Source organism: uncultured Croceicoccus sp., from assembly GCF_947496385.1.
Taxonomy (GTDB): Bacteria; Pseudomonadota; Alphaproteobacteria; order Sphingomonadales; family Sphingomonadaceae; genus Croceicoccus.
In genome coordinates, this window is record NZ_CANMCP010000005.1 from 196,404 (window position 1) to 213,108 (window position 16,705).

Annotated in this window: 20 protein-coding genes; 10 read left to right on the forward strand and 10 right to left on the reverse strand. The window is 61.4% G+C overall.

The features are described from left to right. Nucleotides 1-210: 210 nt before the first annotated feature. From Q0897_RS10310 to Q0897_RS10355, 10 genes are all read right to left on the reverse strand, one after another. Complete coding sequence (locus tag Q0897_RS10310; RefSeq protein ID WP_299309319.1) at nucleotides 211-543, reverse strand: hypothetical protein; 333 nt, start codon at nucleotides 541-543, stop codon at nucleotides 211-213. Between the two features lie 287 nt (nucleotides 544-830). Beyond that, nucleotides 831-1,238: a hypothetical protein gene (locus tag Q0897_RS10315; protein ID WP_299309320.1), complete on the reverse strand. Its 408-nt coding sequence runs from the start codon at nucleotides 1,236-1,238 to the stop codon at nucleotides 831-833. Between the two features lie 14 nt (nucleotides 1,239-1,252). Further along, entirely contained in the window at nucleotides 1,253-1,924 is a 672-nt protein-coding gene (locus tag Q0897_RS10320) for a DUF2231 domain-containing protein (RefSeq protein ID WP_299309321.1), read from the reverse strand. Nucleotides 1,925-2,155: 231 nt separating this feature from the next. Next, a complete protein-coding gene (locus tag Q0897_RS10325; protein ID WP_299309322.1) occupies nucleotides 2,156-2,887 on the reverse strand; it encodes a PepSY domain-containing protein in 732 nt (243 codons plus the stop codon). A 27-nt stretch (nucleotides 2,888-2,914) separates the two neighbouring features. Then, a complete protein-coding gene (locus tag Q0897_RS10330) occupies nucleotides 2,915-3,433 on the reverse strand; it encodes a nuclear transport factor 2 family protein (protein WP_299309324.1) in 519 nt (172 codons plus the stop codon). Nucleotides 3,434-3,457: 24 nt separating this feature from the next. Next, nucleotides 3,458-4,771 carry a copper resistance protein B gene (locus tag Q0897_RS10335; protein ID WP_299309325.1) on the reverse strand — a complete coding sequence of 438 codons (1,314 nt, stop codon included), beginning with the start codon at nucleotides 4,769-4,771 and terminating at the stop codon, nucleotides 3,458-3,460. Next, complete coding sequence (locus tag Q0897_RS10340; RefSeq protein ID WP_054522842.1) at nucleotides 4,768-6,576, reverse strand: copper resistance system multicopper oxidase; 1,809 nt, start codon at nucleotides 6,574-6,576, stop codon at nucleotides 4,768-4,770. Before Q0897_RS10340 ends, Q0897_RS10335 begins: the two co-directional genes overlap by 4 nt. A gap of 55 nt (nucleotides 6,577-6,631) precedes the next feature. Next, complete coding sequence (locus Q0897_RS10345) at nucleotides 6,632-7,192, reverse strand: RNA polymerase sigma factor (protein WP_299309326.1); 561 nt, start codon at nucleotides 7,190-7,192, stop codon at nucleotides 6,632-6,634. 6 nt (nucleotides 7,193-7,198) lie between these two features. After that, the gene (locus Q0897_RS10350) at nucleotides 7,199-7,633 is read right to left on the reverse strand and encodes a periplasmic heavy metal sensor (protein ID WP_008603940.1); all 435 of its coding nucleotides are present in this window, start codon (nucleotides 7,631-7,633) and stop codon (nucleotides 7,199-7,201) included. 3 nt (nucleotides 7,634-7,636) lie between these two features. Beyond that, nucleotides 7,637-7,933, reverse strand: a complete 297-nt coding sequence (locus Q0897_RS10355) for a hypothetical protein (protein ID WP_299309328.1) — start codon at nucleotides 7,931-7,933, stop codon at nucleotides 7,637-7,639. A gap of 133 nt (nucleotides 7,934-8,066) precedes the next feature. On the opposite strand from Q0897_RS10355, the gene Q0897_RS10360 reads away from it, so the two are divergent. The 10 genes from Q0897_RS10360 (at nucleotide 8,067) to Q0897_RS10405 (ending at nucleotide 16,700) form a co-directional block, all read left to right on the forward strand. Then, nucleotides 8,067-8,771, forward strand: coding sequence for a class I SAM-dependent methyltransferase (locus Q0897_RS10360; protein WP_342528958.1), 705 nt, complete (start codon nucleotides 8,067-8,069; stop codon nucleotides 8,769-8,771). Further along, a complete protein-coding gene (locus Q0897_RS10365; RefSeq protein WP_029140646.1) occupies nucleotides 8,768-9,232 on the forward strand; it encodes a DUF411 domain-containing protein in 465 nt (154 codons plus the stop codon). Before Q0897_RS10360 ends, Q0897_RS10365 begins: the two co-directional genes overlap by 4 nt. Before the next feature lie 211 nt (nucleotides 9,233-9,443). Next, complete coding sequence (locus tag Q0897_RS10370) at nucleotides 9,444-9,716, forward strand: hypothetical protein (RefSeq protein WP_010240151.1); 273 nt, start codon at nucleotides 9,444-9,446, stop codon at nucleotides 9,714-9,716. A gap of 284 nt (nucleotides 9,717-10,000) precedes the next feature. Continuing rightward, nucleotides 10,001-11,305, forward strand: coding sequence for an APC family permease (locus tag Q0897_RS10375; RefSeq protein WP_299309375.1), 1,305 nt, complete (start codon nucleotides 10,001-10,003; stop codon nucleotides 11,303-11,305). Beyond that, nucleotides 11,302-11,715, forward strand: a complete 414-nt coding sequence (locus Q0897_RS10380; protein WP_299309334.1) for a potassium channel family protein — start codon at nucleotides 11,302-11,304, stop codon at nucleotides 11,713-11,715. The genes Q0897_RS10375 and Q0897_RS10380 overlap by 4 nt, the downstream gene beginning before the upstream one ends. Continuing rightward, nucleotides 11,712-12,239 carry a DUF305 domain-containing protein gene (locus Q0897_RS10385; RefSeq protein ID WP_230782961.1) on the forward strand — a complete coding sequence of 176 codons (528 nt, stop codon included), beginning with the start codon at nucleotides 11,712-11,714 and terminating at the stop codon, nucleotides 12,237-12,239. The genes Q0897_RS10380 and Q0897_RS10385 overlap by 4 nt, the downstream gene beginning before the upstream one ends. Then, nucleotides 12,236-12,724 (forward strand): DUF6692 family protein, encoded by a 489-nt coding sequence (locus Q0897_RS10390; RefSeq protein ID WP_054522845.1) that lies wholly within the window; start codon nucleotides 12,236-12,238, stop codon nucleotides 12,722-12,724. Before Q0897_RS10385 ends, Q0897_RS10390 begins: the two co-directional genes overlap by 4 nt. A gap of 108 nt (nucleotides 12,725-12,832) precedes the next feature. Further along, nucleotides 12,833-13,537 carry an NAD(P)H-binding protein gene (locus Q0897_RS10395; RefSeq protein WP_299309337.1) on the forward strand — a complete coding sequence of 235 codons (705 nt, stop codon included), beginning with the start codon at nucleotides 12,833-12,835 and terminating at the stop codon, nucleotides 13,535-13,537. 43 nt (nucleotides 13,538-13,580) lie between these two features. After that, a complete protein-coding gene (locus Q0897_RS10400; protein WP_299309338.1) occupies nucleotides 13,581-14,930 on the forward strand; it encodes an MBL fold metallo-hydrolase in 1,350 nt (449 codons plus the stop codon). 534 nt (nucleotides 14,931-15,464) lie between these two features. Continuing rightward, nucleotides 15,465-16,700, forward strand: coding sequence for a TolC family protein (locus Q0897_RS10405; RefSeq protein ID WP_299309339.1), 1,236 nt, complete (start codon nucleotides 15,465-15,467; stop codon nucleotides 16,698-16,700). The last annotated feature ends 5 nt before the right edge of the window (nucleotides 16,701-16,705 follow it).

Sequence of the window (16,705 nt, forward strand, 5' to 3'; positions counted from 1 at the left end):
ATCGGTTTACCTGTCAAATGACAGGTGCTCGAGCCAAAGGCCGAGGTCGACAGCAAGATTGCCGACCTAACGTCGTTGCGCGCCGAACTGCGAGGTCAGCAAAATCGTCTCGATCAACCTGATGCCTCCGTTAATCGTCTGAGGCGCTCTCTGAGGCGAACAGAAACATGCGCATTGTAGGGTTTGGTTAAAGGCTCAACTGCTGGAAGCCTAAATTCGTCGGGCGCGCTCGACAAAGTGCTCCATCTGTGTAGCAGCATGCAAGGTAAGCGGATGAGGCTTCGCATCGGCATGTGGGGATATGAATTCCGCCATTTCTTCGATTGCTGCCAGCTGATCGGCGCTAGCCCTCGACATAAGGCCGAGCACCATGTTCTCGAGGGCGATCACCCTGATGCGCAATTGGATGATCTCGGCATCGGAAAGCGGCGGAATATCCCACTTCTCGCAATCGGCCGCGAGCGCTTCCTGCGGCCCGCAGGGTAGTGCCCCGCCTTCGTCTTCCCAGCGCGACAGCGCACCGGCTTTTCCCGTTTCCGACATATGCGGTTCCTTTCATAACCATCGAGGCGATCGTCTGCGCGCTGCTCACATAGCACAAAGCCATGCCGGAAGCGCCTGGCAGGGCGACGGCGAAGCCGGGCAAACGGAACCCCGCGCGTCTAGTTGGTCTTCACGCGGGGTTCCTGAACGGCCCCTTGGGGGCACCTGCGATCCGCAGGGCTTTGGGTGGGGAGGCGGGGCCGTCCTTTCCTGATCTTGCGTTGTTCGTTGCGATTTCTTGCCGAGGGTATCTCCTGAATAGCCGTGTCACTGGGAAACGCGCCCGATCACATGCCTTCCATGTCGTGATCGCCCATCGAGGACATGTCATGGCCCGCATGGGGGTCGGCGGGCGGGGTCGCCTCGCTCGCGGGTTGCGTGCGCGTCGGTGGCGCTGCGGGTGTCGCAGTTGCGCCTGATGCGGGAGAGGCGGCGCGCCGTGAGGCGGGCGTGGTGGCGTCATTTGTCGAAAGAGCGTCCTGCCGCGCGGTCGCTGCCTCATCTTCGGAGGGAGAGGCTGCCGGGTCTGCAAGACCCGCCTCGGGTGCCGAACCAGCCATCACCGCCGCTTCGCCCATCGGCGAAACCTCGGTGATCGGTGTGCTCTCCTGCGCCTCGTCGCAAGCAGCAAGAGCGGACATCAATGGCGCGATCGCGAGAAACCCGAATGCCACATTCAATCTGGAAGTACGCATGCTCTTCAACTCCTTCAGAGCCAGGAAATACCGAGGTGGTTCGACCCATGCGCGAGCTCGCCGCCAAGAAAGCCCTGAATGAGAACGAGTGCCGCCATGGAGAAGATCGACGCGCGCAACCATGCGCGGCTCTGGCTCGGCCTGCTCGCGAGGTATGCCATCGCAATACCGAGAACCGCGATCAGCATACCGGTCCATCGATGGACTTGCATGACAGTATCGCCGCCGAACCACAGACCGGTGTGAATCCATCCGAACAGAACTGCGACGACTGCGCCGATTGCTCCGCCGTAGACGAGTACGCGCACCGCACTTTCCAGGCCCGCTCCTTTCCGGCGCATCACGAACAATTCGGTGGCCGCAGCCATGAGAAACAAGGCGATCGGGAAATGGATCGTTGCCGGATGCAGCTTCTTCAGTACGGCCATGACGCCGGCTTCGCCCTCATCCGCATGGCCAACGGCCTCGTCATGACCTCCGCCCGCTTCATCGTGCGCGCCAGAGGATTCGCCAGCATCCGCAGCCTCACCCATCTGCGCCATGGCCGCCTGGTCGTGCGCATCGCCATTGGTGGCAGCAGGCGCGGCGCTCGCCTCTTCGCCATGTTTTTCGTCGCCATGAGCATGAACGGGTCCGACGAAGAGCAGGCTTGCGACGAGCAGCGCCAAGAATGAGGGGGCTTTCATGTCTCGTATGTCTCCCGACCCTGCAGTTAAAGTGCGACCTATGTGCCTGATACGCACCGCAGCCGCCTGCCCCTCACATTAATTTGATGGTATTGGCGCGACAGATGTGCGTCCGCCGTATCGCGTCTGATGGCGGCACCATCGCGATTGTCGAACGCAGTCGGCTCCTGGCCCCGTTCGGCCTGACGAACGGGGTTAAGGCGTTCGCCCACGCGCATTAGCCCCATGGGCTCAGGCGAGTTTGCTCTTCTTTGTGCGACGACGCAGCCGCGGCATCCGGTTCGCAAGCAGGACGAAACCCGACAGGGCTATGATCGTGCCGCCAATGCCGAACAGCAGAAGCCACCAACTGTTGATACGATCGCGCTCGGTCCAGTCCATGATGTGCAGGCCCCAGATGAAATCGAACAGGCGCCAAGTATCACTACGCGCCGCCCCGAGGGTACCGCTGCTGGCATCGATGTAGAGGCGCGTCGAAGCGTCGTCAGCATAGGCGACCTGCCAGGCCGGAAAAGGGCCGCGAAACTCGGTCCCCACCGGTTCGTGAACGAGCCGCGCGCCTTCGATCGTCGTGCGCGGTCCGGTCCATGCGCGCAACGCGATGGATCTTGCCGTCGCAGCCGAGATGGGGGGGAGTTTGCGCCCTGTCACCGGATCGTGGAGGCTCACGCTACCGTCGACCTTTCGGACCTCGGTCACGGCATCGCCGTCGAGCGAATGCGTCGACACCGCCGCAAGAGTACCGTCGTTTGCGACCCAGGCCGGGAGCGGGGCATCGGCAGGCAGCGCCTCTTGTTCACGCGAAACGACATGTTCGGAGCGAACTTCTTCCAGGTCGAGAAACGACATGAGGGCGCCGGTTCCCATCCACAAGAGAACCTGGACACCGACGAAAATCGCCAGCCATTTGTGGATCTTGCTGCCGAGCACATGCAGGCGCAGCTTCAGCGACGGCGTTGCCAACCGGTGCTACCTCTTCGAAAGCCGTAATCAGTTGCGCAGCGCGCGCGACGAGGAATGGTACTGGACGATTCTCCAGCCGTCCGCATCGTGAGCAAGCACCGATGTCGCCACGCCGTCGCGCTCTATCACCCGGCCATCGGTAAGTTCGATGCGATAGCCATACGTCTCATTAGCATGGGCCATGTGCCCCATCCGGGTGACGGTCAGCGTGGGGTCGGTAAAGGTGAAGCTCACAATCGCGTCGAGCTCGGGGCCCAAATGGTGCTCCATGTAATTGGCAAAGCTTCCTTCCGCCTTGCCATTCTCGAAGATCGCCGAGTTCTCGGCGAAGAGCGCGCGCATTGCCTGCGCGTCGCGCGCTTCAAGAGCGGTGCGATAGGCCTTGAGGGTTTCTTCAGCGCCCGCGACATCCTCCGCCGAAGCGTCCATCGCGTGCATCTGATTGTTCGCATGGGAAGAGTGGTCCATCTGCTGCGCGAAGGCTGGCAGCGGTATCAGCGCGGCAACAAACGCAGTCGCCGCGATGCGCGTCAAAGTCTTGGTCATGGAAGTTCTATCCTTTTTGAGATTTCAGAACCAGAATCGCACGCCGACGACATAATTGGTGACGCTCGGATCCTCTCCGGCGGCCCGCGCAAAATCCGCGCTGTCGCCGATGCGCCATTCCTGCGAAACGCCGACATAGGGTGCGAATTCGCGCGCGAACTCGTAGCGAAGACGCAGGCCCGCCTCGATCCGATCGAGCCCGGCACCGATGCCCAGCTCGGGAATGTCCTGCGCAGAAAGCGCGAGTTCGGCTCTGGGCTGGAGGATCAGCCGCTGCGTGATGCGCTGATCAAGTTCGCCCTCAAAACGCGCCGTCACATCGCCCTTGGTGGAGACGAAGGCCGCGGCATCGACCTCGAACTGGTAAGGCGCGATCCCTTGGATACCGATAACCGCGTGCGTGCGTTCCGGACCGGTCAGGTCCTGGCGAACACCCGCCTGGAAATCGAAGAAGGGCGCAATGGCGCGGCTCCAGAGCGCCTGGACCTCGGCGCCTTCTATGGGTTCGCCGAAGCTGCCCTCACCCTCGGACTTGAACCAGAATTTGTCGATGTCGCCGCCATAATATCCCTGGATGTCCCACAGATATCCATCCTTCCCCTCGCGGGCGCGGTACTCGAGCCGGTCGCCCTGAAACCAGAAGCGCATTCCTCCGTCGGTCTCGCGGACAAGCTCGCGGCGCGCTTCGTTCATGGCTTCCTCGCCCCAGATGGCGACCGCCGCGCGCGCTGGGCCGCTCCCTGCTTCTGGAGGAGGCGGCAGCAGCGGGATATCATCGTCCGAGCCCATCTGGATCGCCGAATGGTCCATGCCCTGCCTGTCCTGCGAAGGCGTCTCCCCATGGTTCATCTGGCTGTGATCCATCTGCCCATGGTCCATCGACGAACTGGCCTCCGCCTGACCCATCTCGCCGTGATTCATCTGCGAATGATCCATCGCGCCTTCGGCGGGCTTGCCCTGCGGCATCGAGCCGTGATCCATTCCTTCATGACTTTCGGGCGATGCCTGTGGACGGGCAGCGTCCACAGGCATTGTCATGCCAGAATGGCCATCCTGAGCGGTCATCGCACCATGATCCATGGTTGAGTGATCCATCTGCGAGCGGTCCATGGCGGCTTCAGGTTGAGCAGCCGGTTCGCATGCTCCATCTGCAACCGGATGCCCCATCGCGCGATGGCGCTCGGCTTCTTCCTCGCACTTCGTCTTCGCGTCAGCCTGCGCCTCGGCGCTTTGCTGCGGCTCCGCCGGCGAATGACCGGCATGCTGCGCCGCCGCGGGGGAGGCGAGAACTGAGCCGGCTGCGACCGATGCGAGCAGGCTGACAATACGAATTTTCATGCTTCGCTCCCGTCGGGATTGGCGACCGTGACGATCTGAAACATCCCGGCATGCATGTGGTAGAGAAGGTGACAGTGGAAGGCCCAGTCGCCCGGCTCGTCCGCCGTCAGGTCGAACTGCGCGCTGCCACCCGGCTGCAGGATTACCGTGTGCTTGAGCGGTTGACGATCGGCCGGCGCGCCATTGACCAGCTCGAAGAAATGACCGTGCAAGTGAATGGGGTGCGCCATCATCGTGTCGTTGACGAGCTTCACGCGCACGCGCTCGTTATAGGCGAAACGGATCGGCTCGTCTGAGACGGCGGAGAACTTCTTGCCGTCGAACGACCACATGTAGCGCTCCATATTGCCGGTCAGATGAATTTCCATTCGCCGGGACGGCGTGCGGCCCTCGCGGTGTGGAGTCAGAGCGCGCAGCTTGCGATAGTCGAGCGTACGATGCGGCACATCGGCGAGACCGATGCCGGGATCGCCCATGCGGTCGACCGGGTTCATCGAGACCATGTCGAGACCGGGCCCGACCTTCACATCGGGCGGCAGAAGCGACGTGTCGCGCATCTGCATCCCCGACATGCCGGCCATGCCTGCCATCTCGGATTGGCCGGACGAACCATGATCCATCCCCGCCATGTCGCCGCCACTTCCGTGGTCCATGCCCGACATGCCGGCATCGCCAGACGAGCCGTGGTCCATGCCGCTCATGCCCATGTCGGCCATGGTCAGAAGCGGCGGATCGCGCAGCGGCGGAATGGCGGCGCGAGCGCCGGGTGCGCTCGCGAGTGTGGCAATACCCATGCCCGAGCGGTCCATCGACTCCGCGACCAGCGTGTAGGCTTGTTGCGCGCCCGGCGTCACGACGACGTCGTATGTCTCGGCCACACCGATCTGGAACTCGTCGACCTCCACCGGCTCGACGTTCTGCCCGTCCGCCTGAACGATGGTCATCGGCAGGCCGGGAATGCGAATATTGAAGAAGGTCATGGCGCCAGCATTGATGAAGCGCAGCCGCACGCGTTCGCCCGGGCGGAAGAGGTATTCCAGATTGTCGAGCGGGCCATGGCCGTTCAGAAGATAGGTATAAGCCGCGCTCGACACGTCGAGGATGTCCGTCGGCATCATGCGCATTTTCGCCCACATCCGGCGATCCTCGCCCGAAAGCGGGTAATCGTCGGTCCAGGTGTTCTGGTTGTAGTTGAAGTAGCCTTCGCCCTTCTTGAGCTTGTCGAAAATCGTGTGGGGCGACATTTCGCTGAATTCGCTCAGCACCACGATATATTCGCGGTCGGCCTGGACCGGATCGGGTCCGGCGGGGTCGACCACGATCGCGCCGTAATGCCCGGCCTGTTCCTGCAGGCCGCTATGCGAGTGCCACCAGTAGGTACCCGACTGGCGAACCGGAAATTCGGCGGTGAAGGTCTCTCCCGGTTTGACGCCGGGAAAGCTCACGCCAGGCACTCCATCGAGCTGAAACGGCACGAGCAGACCGTGCCAGTGGATCGAGGTATCTTCCTCGAGCTGGTTATGGACATTGAGCCGGACGGTCGTGCCTTCCTGCAATCGCAACAGCGGACCGGGGATCGTGCCATTGACGGCGATCGCGCCGCCGCGCCTGTTGCCGGTCGCGAAGGCCGATCGGGCAACGGTGAGGTCGATATTGGGGCCGGATATCTCGTCCAGCCCCTTGCGGGCGTTACCTGCGAGGATGTCCGCGCCCCGTGCCCAGGCAGGCATCGCCCCGGCAAGGCCGAGCAGACCCATTCCTCCTGCTCCGGCTCCGAGAAACTTGCGTCGATTGACGGCGATCATAAAGGGCTCCTGACTTGGCGTTTACCGTTACTTACGCGCGCGCCCAGCCAACCCCTCAAAGTTTTTCGAAGCGCTCCTTCAGCCTGTTGCGCGCGCGATATACGCGGGTTTCGATCGCCTTTTCGGTCGTTCCGAGAAGATCGGCCGCCTCGGCCTGGCTACGCCCCTCGATGGTCACGAGCACAAGCGCTTCGCGCAGCCTTACAGGCATTCGCGCGATCTCGGCCTGAACGAGATTGAGCTCTTCCCTGGAAACGGCCAACGCTTCAGGACCCGGCAAATCATCGGCGATGGAATGGAGTTCGTCATCACCCGACGGTCCGAAAAAGCCCGCGACCTTGCGCCTGCGCAAACGGTCCCGGCAGCGGTTGAGGACGACGGTTGTCAGATAGGGTCCGATCGGCTTGTCCGGATCAAGCCGATGGCGCGTCAGCCACACCGAGGCCAGGCTGTCCTGAACAACGTCCTCGGCCTGAGAAGGAGAGGAAAGCATGCGTGTCGCGAGCGCGAGAAGCCGACCCGTTTCATACTCGACGAGTTTGCTGAAAGCCCGCTTGCTTCCGGCCCTCGCCTGTGAAACAAGGGCCTCATCCGGATTGTCGCCCGCCCCCGACATGGCGCTTCAGTCGCGTGGGTCGCGGGTCAGGGCGTCGGAGACCTTGCGATCGAACTGGCGTTGCTGCTCGGGTTCGAGAATTTCACGCATGTCGAAGACATGCCGTACCGTTGCTTTCTGCAGATCGCCCATACGCGCATGCACCTCGTCGATCGCGGCCGAAACCTCGGGACCGTACTCGTGCTCATTTTCCATCGCCTGGGCGAGCCGGGCATTGGCTGCGCGCGCCGATCCTTCGAGCCGTGCCCTTTCGACAGCGAAACGGGCCTCGAGCGCATCGAGACGCTGCTCCTGGTCGGCCGTCAGGGTGAGCTCGTCGTGCACGAAATCGTGGAGGCCGGAGCCGGCCTCGTGATTGGCCCAGCGGTCCGCGGCAATCGCGCCGAGGCATCCTGCGAGCGCTGCGAGAAGCACCGCGAGAACGATATGTGTCGTCTTCAAACCTTATTGCTCCACATGGAGGAGTGCCGATGGGGACAGCTGTTCGTCGAGGATAAGACTCTCGCCCAGTGGCGCGGACGACGTGCCATAGCTGCCAGGCCAACCGCTTGTTCCGGCGCCAGCTCCAAGCCCGACGACGAACAGACCGACGAACAGAGCCGTCCGGCGGCGTCGGTCGGCGATTTCGCCAAGCTGTCCGGCGCGCTGCCAAACGCCATCCATGAAGTCGGCGGGGACCTCGCTGGTGCCGGTGGCGGAAAGGGTTCCGAGCACCGCATCAAGAGAGTGATTGTCACGCATCCGAAAAACTCCTGTGGGTTGCACGTGTCCTATACGCGCTCGCCTGCACAATCCCTTAAACTTCTTTTTTTGAGGGAATGTCCACCACCATACGTAATCGAGACGGGTCTGTCAGAATCGGGTCGAAGCCGGGATGAATGGAAACCAACTCGTGAGCAATATCACCGCACCTGAAGATCACGGCGAATTTACGCCTCTTCTTGGCAAGAGCTTTCTGACGCCGCTTTACGACCGGGCGATCGGTCTGTTCACCCGCGAACATCTCTGGCGCCAAAGGATTGTCGAAGAGCTGCACCTTGTCCCCGGCGACCGGGTGATCGATGTTGGCAGCGGAACCGGCACTCTTCTCAAGGCCTTGATGACGGATTGTCCGGAAGCGGGTCTGATCGGTGTCGAACCCGACCCGGATGCGCTCGCGCTTGCGCGGCGCAAGTTTGGCGCGGGAGCCGATCTCGTGAAATGGCACAATGGCTTTCTCGAAAGCCTCAAGCTACCCGCAGGGTGGCAGCCGAACAAGATCGTCAGCAGCCTCGTCCTGCACCAGGTCCCCTTGCGCAAGAAGCAGACAATCCTGGAAACCATCGAAAGCTTGCTCGTGCCAGGCGGAACCGTCTTGATCGCCGATTATATGAAGCAGGAGAGCCCACTCATGCGGAGCCTCTTCCGGGCGACCGTCCAGTCGCTTGACGGCATTAGCGACACGCAGCCCAGCGCCGACGGCGAAGTCGAAAAACTGTTCGCCGAAATCTTCACCGAGCCATGCCTGCTCCACCGGCTCCCGACGGTGACCGGGACGATCTCGCTATGGCGCGGATACAAGAAAGGAATTGCACAATGATCTGGAAAAAGCCTGCCCTGTTCCGGCGATCGGTTAGCGGCGCGGCTTTGCTCGTGCTGGCAGCCTGTTCGAACGTGGCTCAGGCAGCGACCTATACGATGTTCAGGGACCCCGGATGTGGATGCTGTCTCAACTGGGCAGGCCATCTTGAAGATGGGATGAACGCGAAGGTGGCATCGGTCGATAGCAACGACATGGCGGCGATCAAGACAGCGCGCGGCGTACCGGAAGAATTGTGGTCGTGCCACACGATGGAGGTCGATGGATACATCATCGAAGGTCACGTGCCCGCCGAAGCCGTCGCCCGACTTTTGCGCGAGCGGCCCGACGGCGTTGCCGGTCTAGCGGTTCCGGGAATGCCTCTGGGATCGCCCGGCATGGAGGCCGGAAACCGGATCCAGCCCTATGAGGTCATCGCCTTTGGTCCGACCGGACAGAGCGTCTTCGCATCTTATCGGTGATTGTAAGGAACTGACGCCAGTGGCCGCGCGAGAAATAAGGGCGATGTCTCGTTGAAGAACAATCGCGCGGGAATAACACAGAAGCCCGGGACACCGGGACGGGCGCTAAGATGCCTGTCGATCATCCCGCTGGGTCCGGGGCCGGCTGCCCCGACGGTCCCGGACCCTTCCGTTTGCATAATTTTAGGACGCACGAAGTGGGAGAAATGCGATGGTAAAAGGATCAATCAAGAACTCGATATTCGCATGGGGCTGGACGCTCAGCGTGTTCCTGCTTGTCAGCTACCTCCTATGCATTGCCTTCGGAGTCCTCGCACCCGAGCGGTTTCACATGCACCAAGCTTGGGCTCCGTTGCTGCCATGGTTCGAATGGCTGACCCTGTCGGGATTTCTCGCAGGAGCGGTGGGCAGTTTTCTCTACGGCTGGTACATCGCACTCATCGCGGTCCCGCTGCACCGGTTTTTCCAGGCCCGGTTTTCCTGATTTGACGCGCTGAATATTAGGCGCACTCAGCGTGGACTGCCGTGCCTTGACGCGCCGCCATCGGCATCGCTGCAGGAAGAAAGAGCGCGCCGCCGGAAATCGATAGCTCATCGCGATTCCGGGGCCAGCCCAAGGATGGCTCATGCCCCGCCAGAAAATTTTTTGAGGGGTGAGCCGCTTCGCAACGTACTGCTTGTCGTGATGTTTCTCGGACGGGAGGCCATCGACAGGGGAAAGACTTGCAGACAGATGGCAACGATCAACATGGGAAGAGTGCTGGATCGATAACGCTGCTTGGCGGTATCGCAATGGGAACCGGCGTCATGATCGGCGCTGGTATTTTCGCACTGACCGGCCAGATTGCCGAACTGGCTGGACCGCTATTTCCGCTTTCTTTCATAGTCGGCGCCCTGGTCACTTCCCTAGCCGCCTACAGCTACATCAAGATGTCGAACCGCTGGCCCTCCTCTGGCGGCATCGCGATGATTCTTCAGAAGGCCTACGGACCGGGTGTTGTTGCAGCATCGGCATCGCTCCTGATGGCGCTGTCGATGGTCATCAACGAAAGCCTGGTCGCTCGGACCTTCGCGACCTATGCCTTGCGGCCCTTTGGGCTCGAGAGCAGCGGCATTCTGGTTTCCGTCGCAGCGCTTGCGCTCATCGTCTTCGCCTATTTCGTGAATGCGGCAGGCAACAAATCGGTCAGCGGTTTCTCTCTCGTCATGTCGGCGATCAAGATCGGCGGCATCGCCCTGTTCGCGATTGCGGCGATCTGGGCCAGCGGCTTTTCGGGCGGCGCCTTCTCAGAGCCAGTCGCGCTTTCAGGTCTCGACGCGTTGCTCGCGTCGGTCGCCTTCTCGATCCTCGCGTTCAAGGGTTTCACCACCATCACCAACAGCGGCGGCGAAATCATCGATCCGCACCGAAATGTTGGCAGAACCATTATCATTTCGATCACAGTATGCGTGGTCGTCTACCTTCTGGTCGCGGTGGCGGTCGGAGCCAGCCTCGGCACTTCGGAAATAGCCCAAGCACGCGATTACTCGCTTGCGGCAGCTGCGCGCCCCGCGCTCGGAGAGCTTGGGTTCTATTTCACAGTCGCAATCGCGATCGCAGCCACGACCTCGGGTGTCATCGCCAGCGTTTTCGCCGTTTCGCGAATGCTGACGATGCTGACCGAAATGAAGATGATCCCGCATAGCCATTTTGGGATGAAGGGACCGATCCGCAGTCACATGCTGGTCTATACCGTCGTGGTCGCCGGCACGCTCGCGGTCCTGTTCGATCTTTCGCGGATCGCCTCGCTCGGAGCGTTCTTCTATCTCGTAATGGACATGCTCGTGCATTGGGGCGTGCTGCGCGGTTTCCGGGAAGAGATAGGCGCGCGTGCCTGGATCCTCTGGTCGGCGCTCATGGCGGACGGCGTAGTCCTGACAGCTTTTGCCCTCGCCAAGCTTAAAACCGACCCTGCGGTCGTTGCCTATGCGGTCGCAGGTATTGCCGCAGTGTTCGGAGCCGAATGGTTCTATCTACGTCGGAATCCTGCGCTGCGTGAAATGCCCGCCACAGACGATGGAGATCATCGATGATCGCCGCACTAATTCTCGCCATTGCACTTTTCCTGGCCTCGGTCGGCGTGCATCTGTCGATCCTCGGCGCCGGGCATCGCCTGCTCCACGCACCCGGAAATTTCTCCGCCAAGCTTCGGGTCGCGCTTCTCGTCCTGGCATCGCACCTGCTTGTCGCGACGCTCTTCGCTGGCGGTTTCTGGCTGGGCGCGGAGCTGGGCCTCGGCGGGTTCGACAAGACGCCGGCGATGTGTGCGATGGACTATTTCTATTTCTCGCTGATCAACGTGACCACGCTGGGGCTCGGCGACATCTACCCGACCGAGCACCTGCGCGTCATTGCCGGCGTCGAAGCCTTGACCGGCTTCGCGCTCATCAGCTGCTCGGCACAATTGTTCTGGACCATGATGAAGGAAGGAGAAAACGCATGACTGAAAGCTCATCCCACTCGGATAAGGGAGGGGGCGGCAACTACTGGCGGTTTATGGCCATGGTATCGACCTCGACCGTGATCATGTTCTTCCTGATGTACGCCAACAGCTTCGACATGGACGACGTGTTCTGGAGCGAGACGCGCTTCTGGATGATGTTCGTCATGGGCGCGATGATGATGGTGGTCATGCTGCTCTTCATGTGGGGCATGTACAAGGACCGGACCAAGAATTTCATCATCCTGGGTGTCGGAGCCGTCGTTTTCGCACTCGCGCTATGGCTCGTACGCAGCCAGACCACGGTCGACGACACCGAATACATGGCGGCGATGATCCCGCACCACTCGATCGCGATCATGACCAGCGAGAGAGCGAGCCTGAAGGATCCGCGTGTCCGCGAACTTGCTCAGGCCATCATCGTCGCGCAGCGGCGCGAGATCGCCGAGATGAAATATCTCATCCAGGACATCGAGGAGAACGGTCCGCGCACCGAAGAACGCCTGCCCGAGGAGATGCAGCAATGAACAAGATCGCACTTCTGACGCTTGCAGCCCTCCCGCTGGCGGCCTGCAACACCAATACCGCCATCGGCAATGATCGCGAAGCGCAGCTCGATCCTCCGGCAACGGCGGCGCCGATAGAGAGTGCCGCGAGCGCTCTTGCCAATCTCAGCCCCGGCCTCATGTTGCCCGAAACGATGAGCGACGCGGATCTTACCGCGCTGGGAGCCGAGAACACGTGCCAGTTCCGCCTGACCGAGGTCGCGTTCCCGTCGTTCGTCTACGACAACAGCGGTCGCGGGGCGATCAAGATCAATGGCAAACTGATCCCGGTCACGGCAAGCGCTTCGGGTGAGTATGCGGATGGTGAGCTTCGTATCCGTACGCGCCTTCTCGATGACGAGGGAGACGCGGGCCTGCAGATGCAGGAGCTGATCGTCGCCGGACCCCGGATGAAGGACGAGTTCGGGTTCTGGGGTTACACGACCTGTGGCAACAGCGAGGCGTGAAGACGAGCGAGCGGGCGCTAGCGTCCGTCGGTGCCCGCTCCACGATCACGATCAGCCCGGCACGCGCCGCCGAATTCATAATGAGGTACGACCGTGGAAGCTGAACCTGTGACCGATGCAGCCCCCCTTGCGGTCTTCGGTGCCGGAGGAAAGACCGGCACGGAAATATTGCGCCATGCGGTCCGCAAGGGCATCGCGGTACGAGCGTTCGAACACACCCTGCCCGAACCATCGGACAGGGTCGACAATGTCGAGTATTTCCAGTGCGACGTTCTCAATGACGACTTCAGCAGCGAGCTTGAAGGTTGTCGTGCGGTCATTTCCGCACTCGGTATAGGGTTTAGTCCATCTACGGCGATCGATCCGCCTCCGCTTTATACGGAGGGAACCCGCAAGCTGGTGGAAGCGATGTCGACGACCGGCATTTCCCGGATCGTCGTGATATCGGCGGCGTTTGTAGAGCCGCAGCCCAGCGTTCCTGCATGGTTCGAGCTCACGGCAAGACCAGCCTTGCACAATATTCTCGAACAGATGCGCGCCATGGAAGATCTTCTGGAGCGCGCGAAAGGCCTGAATTGGACGTCTGCGCGACCGGGCTGGCTCCTCGACGAACCCTATACGGGTGAAGCCGTCATTACCGACGAGCGTCTTGCCGAGGGTTGCTTTCGTTGCCGGCACGCCGACCTCGCGGCAGCCATGCTCGAATTCATCTGTGAGAACACCTGGGTCAACGCCAAGCCCGCTATCGCCCGGCCAGAAGCAGACCGCTTCGAGAACGTCTCGGCACTCAAAGCCGAACTCGGGATCGACTAGATCGACGCGGTCTCACGGAAACACTCCAACAACGAGGCAAAACATGCTGCTCGAGAAGATAAAGACCCCCGGCCTCTCCCACCTTTCCTATCTGATTGGTTCGCAGGGCAAGGCAGCGGTCATCGATCCGCGCCGGGACTGCGAGATTTATGTCGAGCGTGCCCGCGCCGAAGGGCTGGAGATCACGCATATCTTCGAAACGCACAGGAATGAGGATCTCATCACGGGATCGCCGGTATTGGCCAAAATGACCGGTGCCCGCGTTCTGCACGGTCCAAACCCTGCGGACGAGATTGTTTTCGCCGACACCGCGCGAGAGGGCGACGTTTTCGAGATCGGGAAGTTGCGGATTTCGGTGCTCGAAACTCCCGGTCACACCGACGATCATCTCGCCTTCGTCCTCCATGACGACGATTTTCCCGAAGGACCGATCGGCGTGTTCACCGGCGATGCGCTCTTCGTTGGCGACGTCGGACGCACCGATTTCTATCCCGAGCGCGCGCGGGAGGTCGCGGGCCTCCTGTACGATTCACTGCAGAAGATTTGCGGTCTGGGTGACCAGACGATCATTTACCCCGCGCATGGAGCAGGCTCGGTCTGCGGTTCGGGAATGGCGGACCGGGAATTCTCGACCATAGGCCACGAACGTCGCAACAATCCGAAGCTCCAGATCGCCCATCGCGAGGAATTTATCGAGGCCAAGCTCGCCGAGCATCATTACCAGCCGCCCTACTTCAGACTGATGGAACGCCTGAACGTCGAGGGAACATCTCCTGCGCCACGGATCTTGCGACCAAAACGTCTCAAACTCTCCGACATTCGCGAAATCGACGCCGATCATGTCGTCGACGTGCGGGATCCGCTTGCATACGCAAGCGGGCATCTGCCTGGTTCGATATGCCTTCCGGTCGGCATGATCTCGGCGTTTGCGGGCTGGTTCATCAGGGAGGGTGAAACAATCGTCCTCGTCGGATCGGCGGAAGACCAGCTGGCTTCGGCCATGACACACCTTGTGAGGATCGGACTCGACTCGATCGACGGCGGCTATGTCGGTATCGTCCCGGCTGCAGCGCAAGGAATGGACATGGCGAACCTTCCGATGATCGGGACGAGCGAGGTTCAGGATCGTCTCGAGCGCAAGCGCGACAACTGGACCTTGCTTGACGTGCGTGACCTCGATGAGCGGCGCAGCAGCGCGATCGAGGGATCGGAACACATCTACGTGGGCGAACTCAATTCCCGCTTCGCCGAGCTCGATCGCGAACGCGCCTATTCCGTCATGTGTGCCAGTGGCATGCGTGCGAGTGTGGCGGCGGGCTGGCTGCAAAGCAAAGGATTCGAAAAGCTCGATATATATCTGGGCTCGATGGGTGCCTGGCAGCACGCGTCGTGATGAACCATCGCACCCGATGCGAGGTCCTTGTCTTGCTCTGCGGGAAGCTTTACGCTTTTATTATGCGAGACTTGCGCACCCTTGGACTGCTTTTGATCGCTTGCGGGCTGTTCGTTCAATCGGCAGCGCATGCATCTGCCCTGCCTCAGGCGCTCGATGCAGGCAAACCGGCCTGCGCCGAGATGGAGATGATGGCGGGCGCAGCTTCCATGGACGATCATGACGGCGTGCCTTGCAAGAACCTTCGGCTGGATTGTCTTGTGGCATTCGGCTGCATCCCGTCCCTCGTTCCAGGGGGTGATGCGACCCTGGTCGGTGAAATACCGGCGCAGGCTTCTCAGTTCAGCAGATTAGTCTCCAATTCGCTCGCAGCCACAGGACTAGGGCCAGAGCCGCCACCTCCGCAACTTCCGGCATGACCCGTGTGCAGGCTCAAGCCTGCGCGCTCCTGCCTCTGGATGAACGGCCTGCGCTCGACGCGGGCCGGTGATCCGGAACGCGTGTCTGACGCGCTCCTTTTGCGGATGAACGATCATGAAACGAATAAGCTGGACCGCGCTTCCGGTCCTGCTGGCCCTCGCGCCGGCGAGTAATGCCCAGTCGGTGGGCTATGAGGAAGCTTTGCGAGCAGCAACGAGCGACCAGCCCCAGGTTCGAACAAGCGAGCTAAGACTGGAAGCCCGGCGGGAGATCGCCGATGCTGCCGATGAATTGCCCGATCCGCGCCTTCGCGCGGGCATCCAGAACCTGCCGGTAAGCGGGCCGGCTGCGTTCGAGCTGGATCGCCAGCTCCCAACGCAGATCCAAGTCGGCATCGAACAGGAGATCCCCAATCTCGCGAAACGTCGGGCCCGGTTCGGAATGGCGGAGGCCGACATCGGACTTGCCGCAGCACAGTTGCGTCAAACCCGTTACAGGGTGCGCGTCGGAGCAGGAATGGCATGGATTTCGTTGGCTTATGCCCAACAGGCTCTGACCGTCGCCGACGATGCACTTACTGAAATCGAGGGGCTCGTACCACTCGCCCGCAGTTCTGTCTCCGCCGGTTCGGCCAGACCCGCCGAAAGTCTCGAAATACGCCGTGCCGTGCTCGAGGTCGAAGATATGCGGACCAAGATTGAAGCCGACCGAGAGGCCGCGCAAGCCATGCTGTCGCGCTATACCGCTCTGACGAACGCTATCGCGACCGGAACCACGCCTTCGCCCGATCTCGATCCCGAAGGTTTGCGGGCAAGTTTGCAAAGCAATCCGGAACTTGTCGTGGCGCTTGCGCAGGTTCGTCAAGCGGAAGCGCGAAGTGATCTTGCCCGATCGGAAAGGCGTCCGGATTTCGGCGTCAATGTGAGCTATGGAAGGCGCGATCCCGACTTTGGCGATGTCGTCTCGGTGATGGGTTCGATCACGCTCCCGATTTTCGCCGACCGGCGCCAAAACCCGCGTGTAGCCGCCGCCGACGCCGAGGCGGCGGCGGCGCAGTCGGCCAGAGCAGACCGGCTCCGTGAACTCGAAGCCCAGTTCGAGACCGATCTCGCCGCATGGCGCAGCGCTTATCGACAATGGCAGCGCGCGACGGACGAACTGCTCCCTCTTGCCGAAAGCCGCGTGGACCTCGAACGCGCGAGCTTTGCCGCAGGCCGCGCGGATCTGCTCGACATCATCGACGCCATCAAAACGCTCGCCATGCTGCGGGTGGAAATTCTGCAACGCGAAGAGGCGTCCGTCGAGGCCGCCGCGAACCTGCGACTGACTTATGGGGAGTATGGCCGATGAGACCC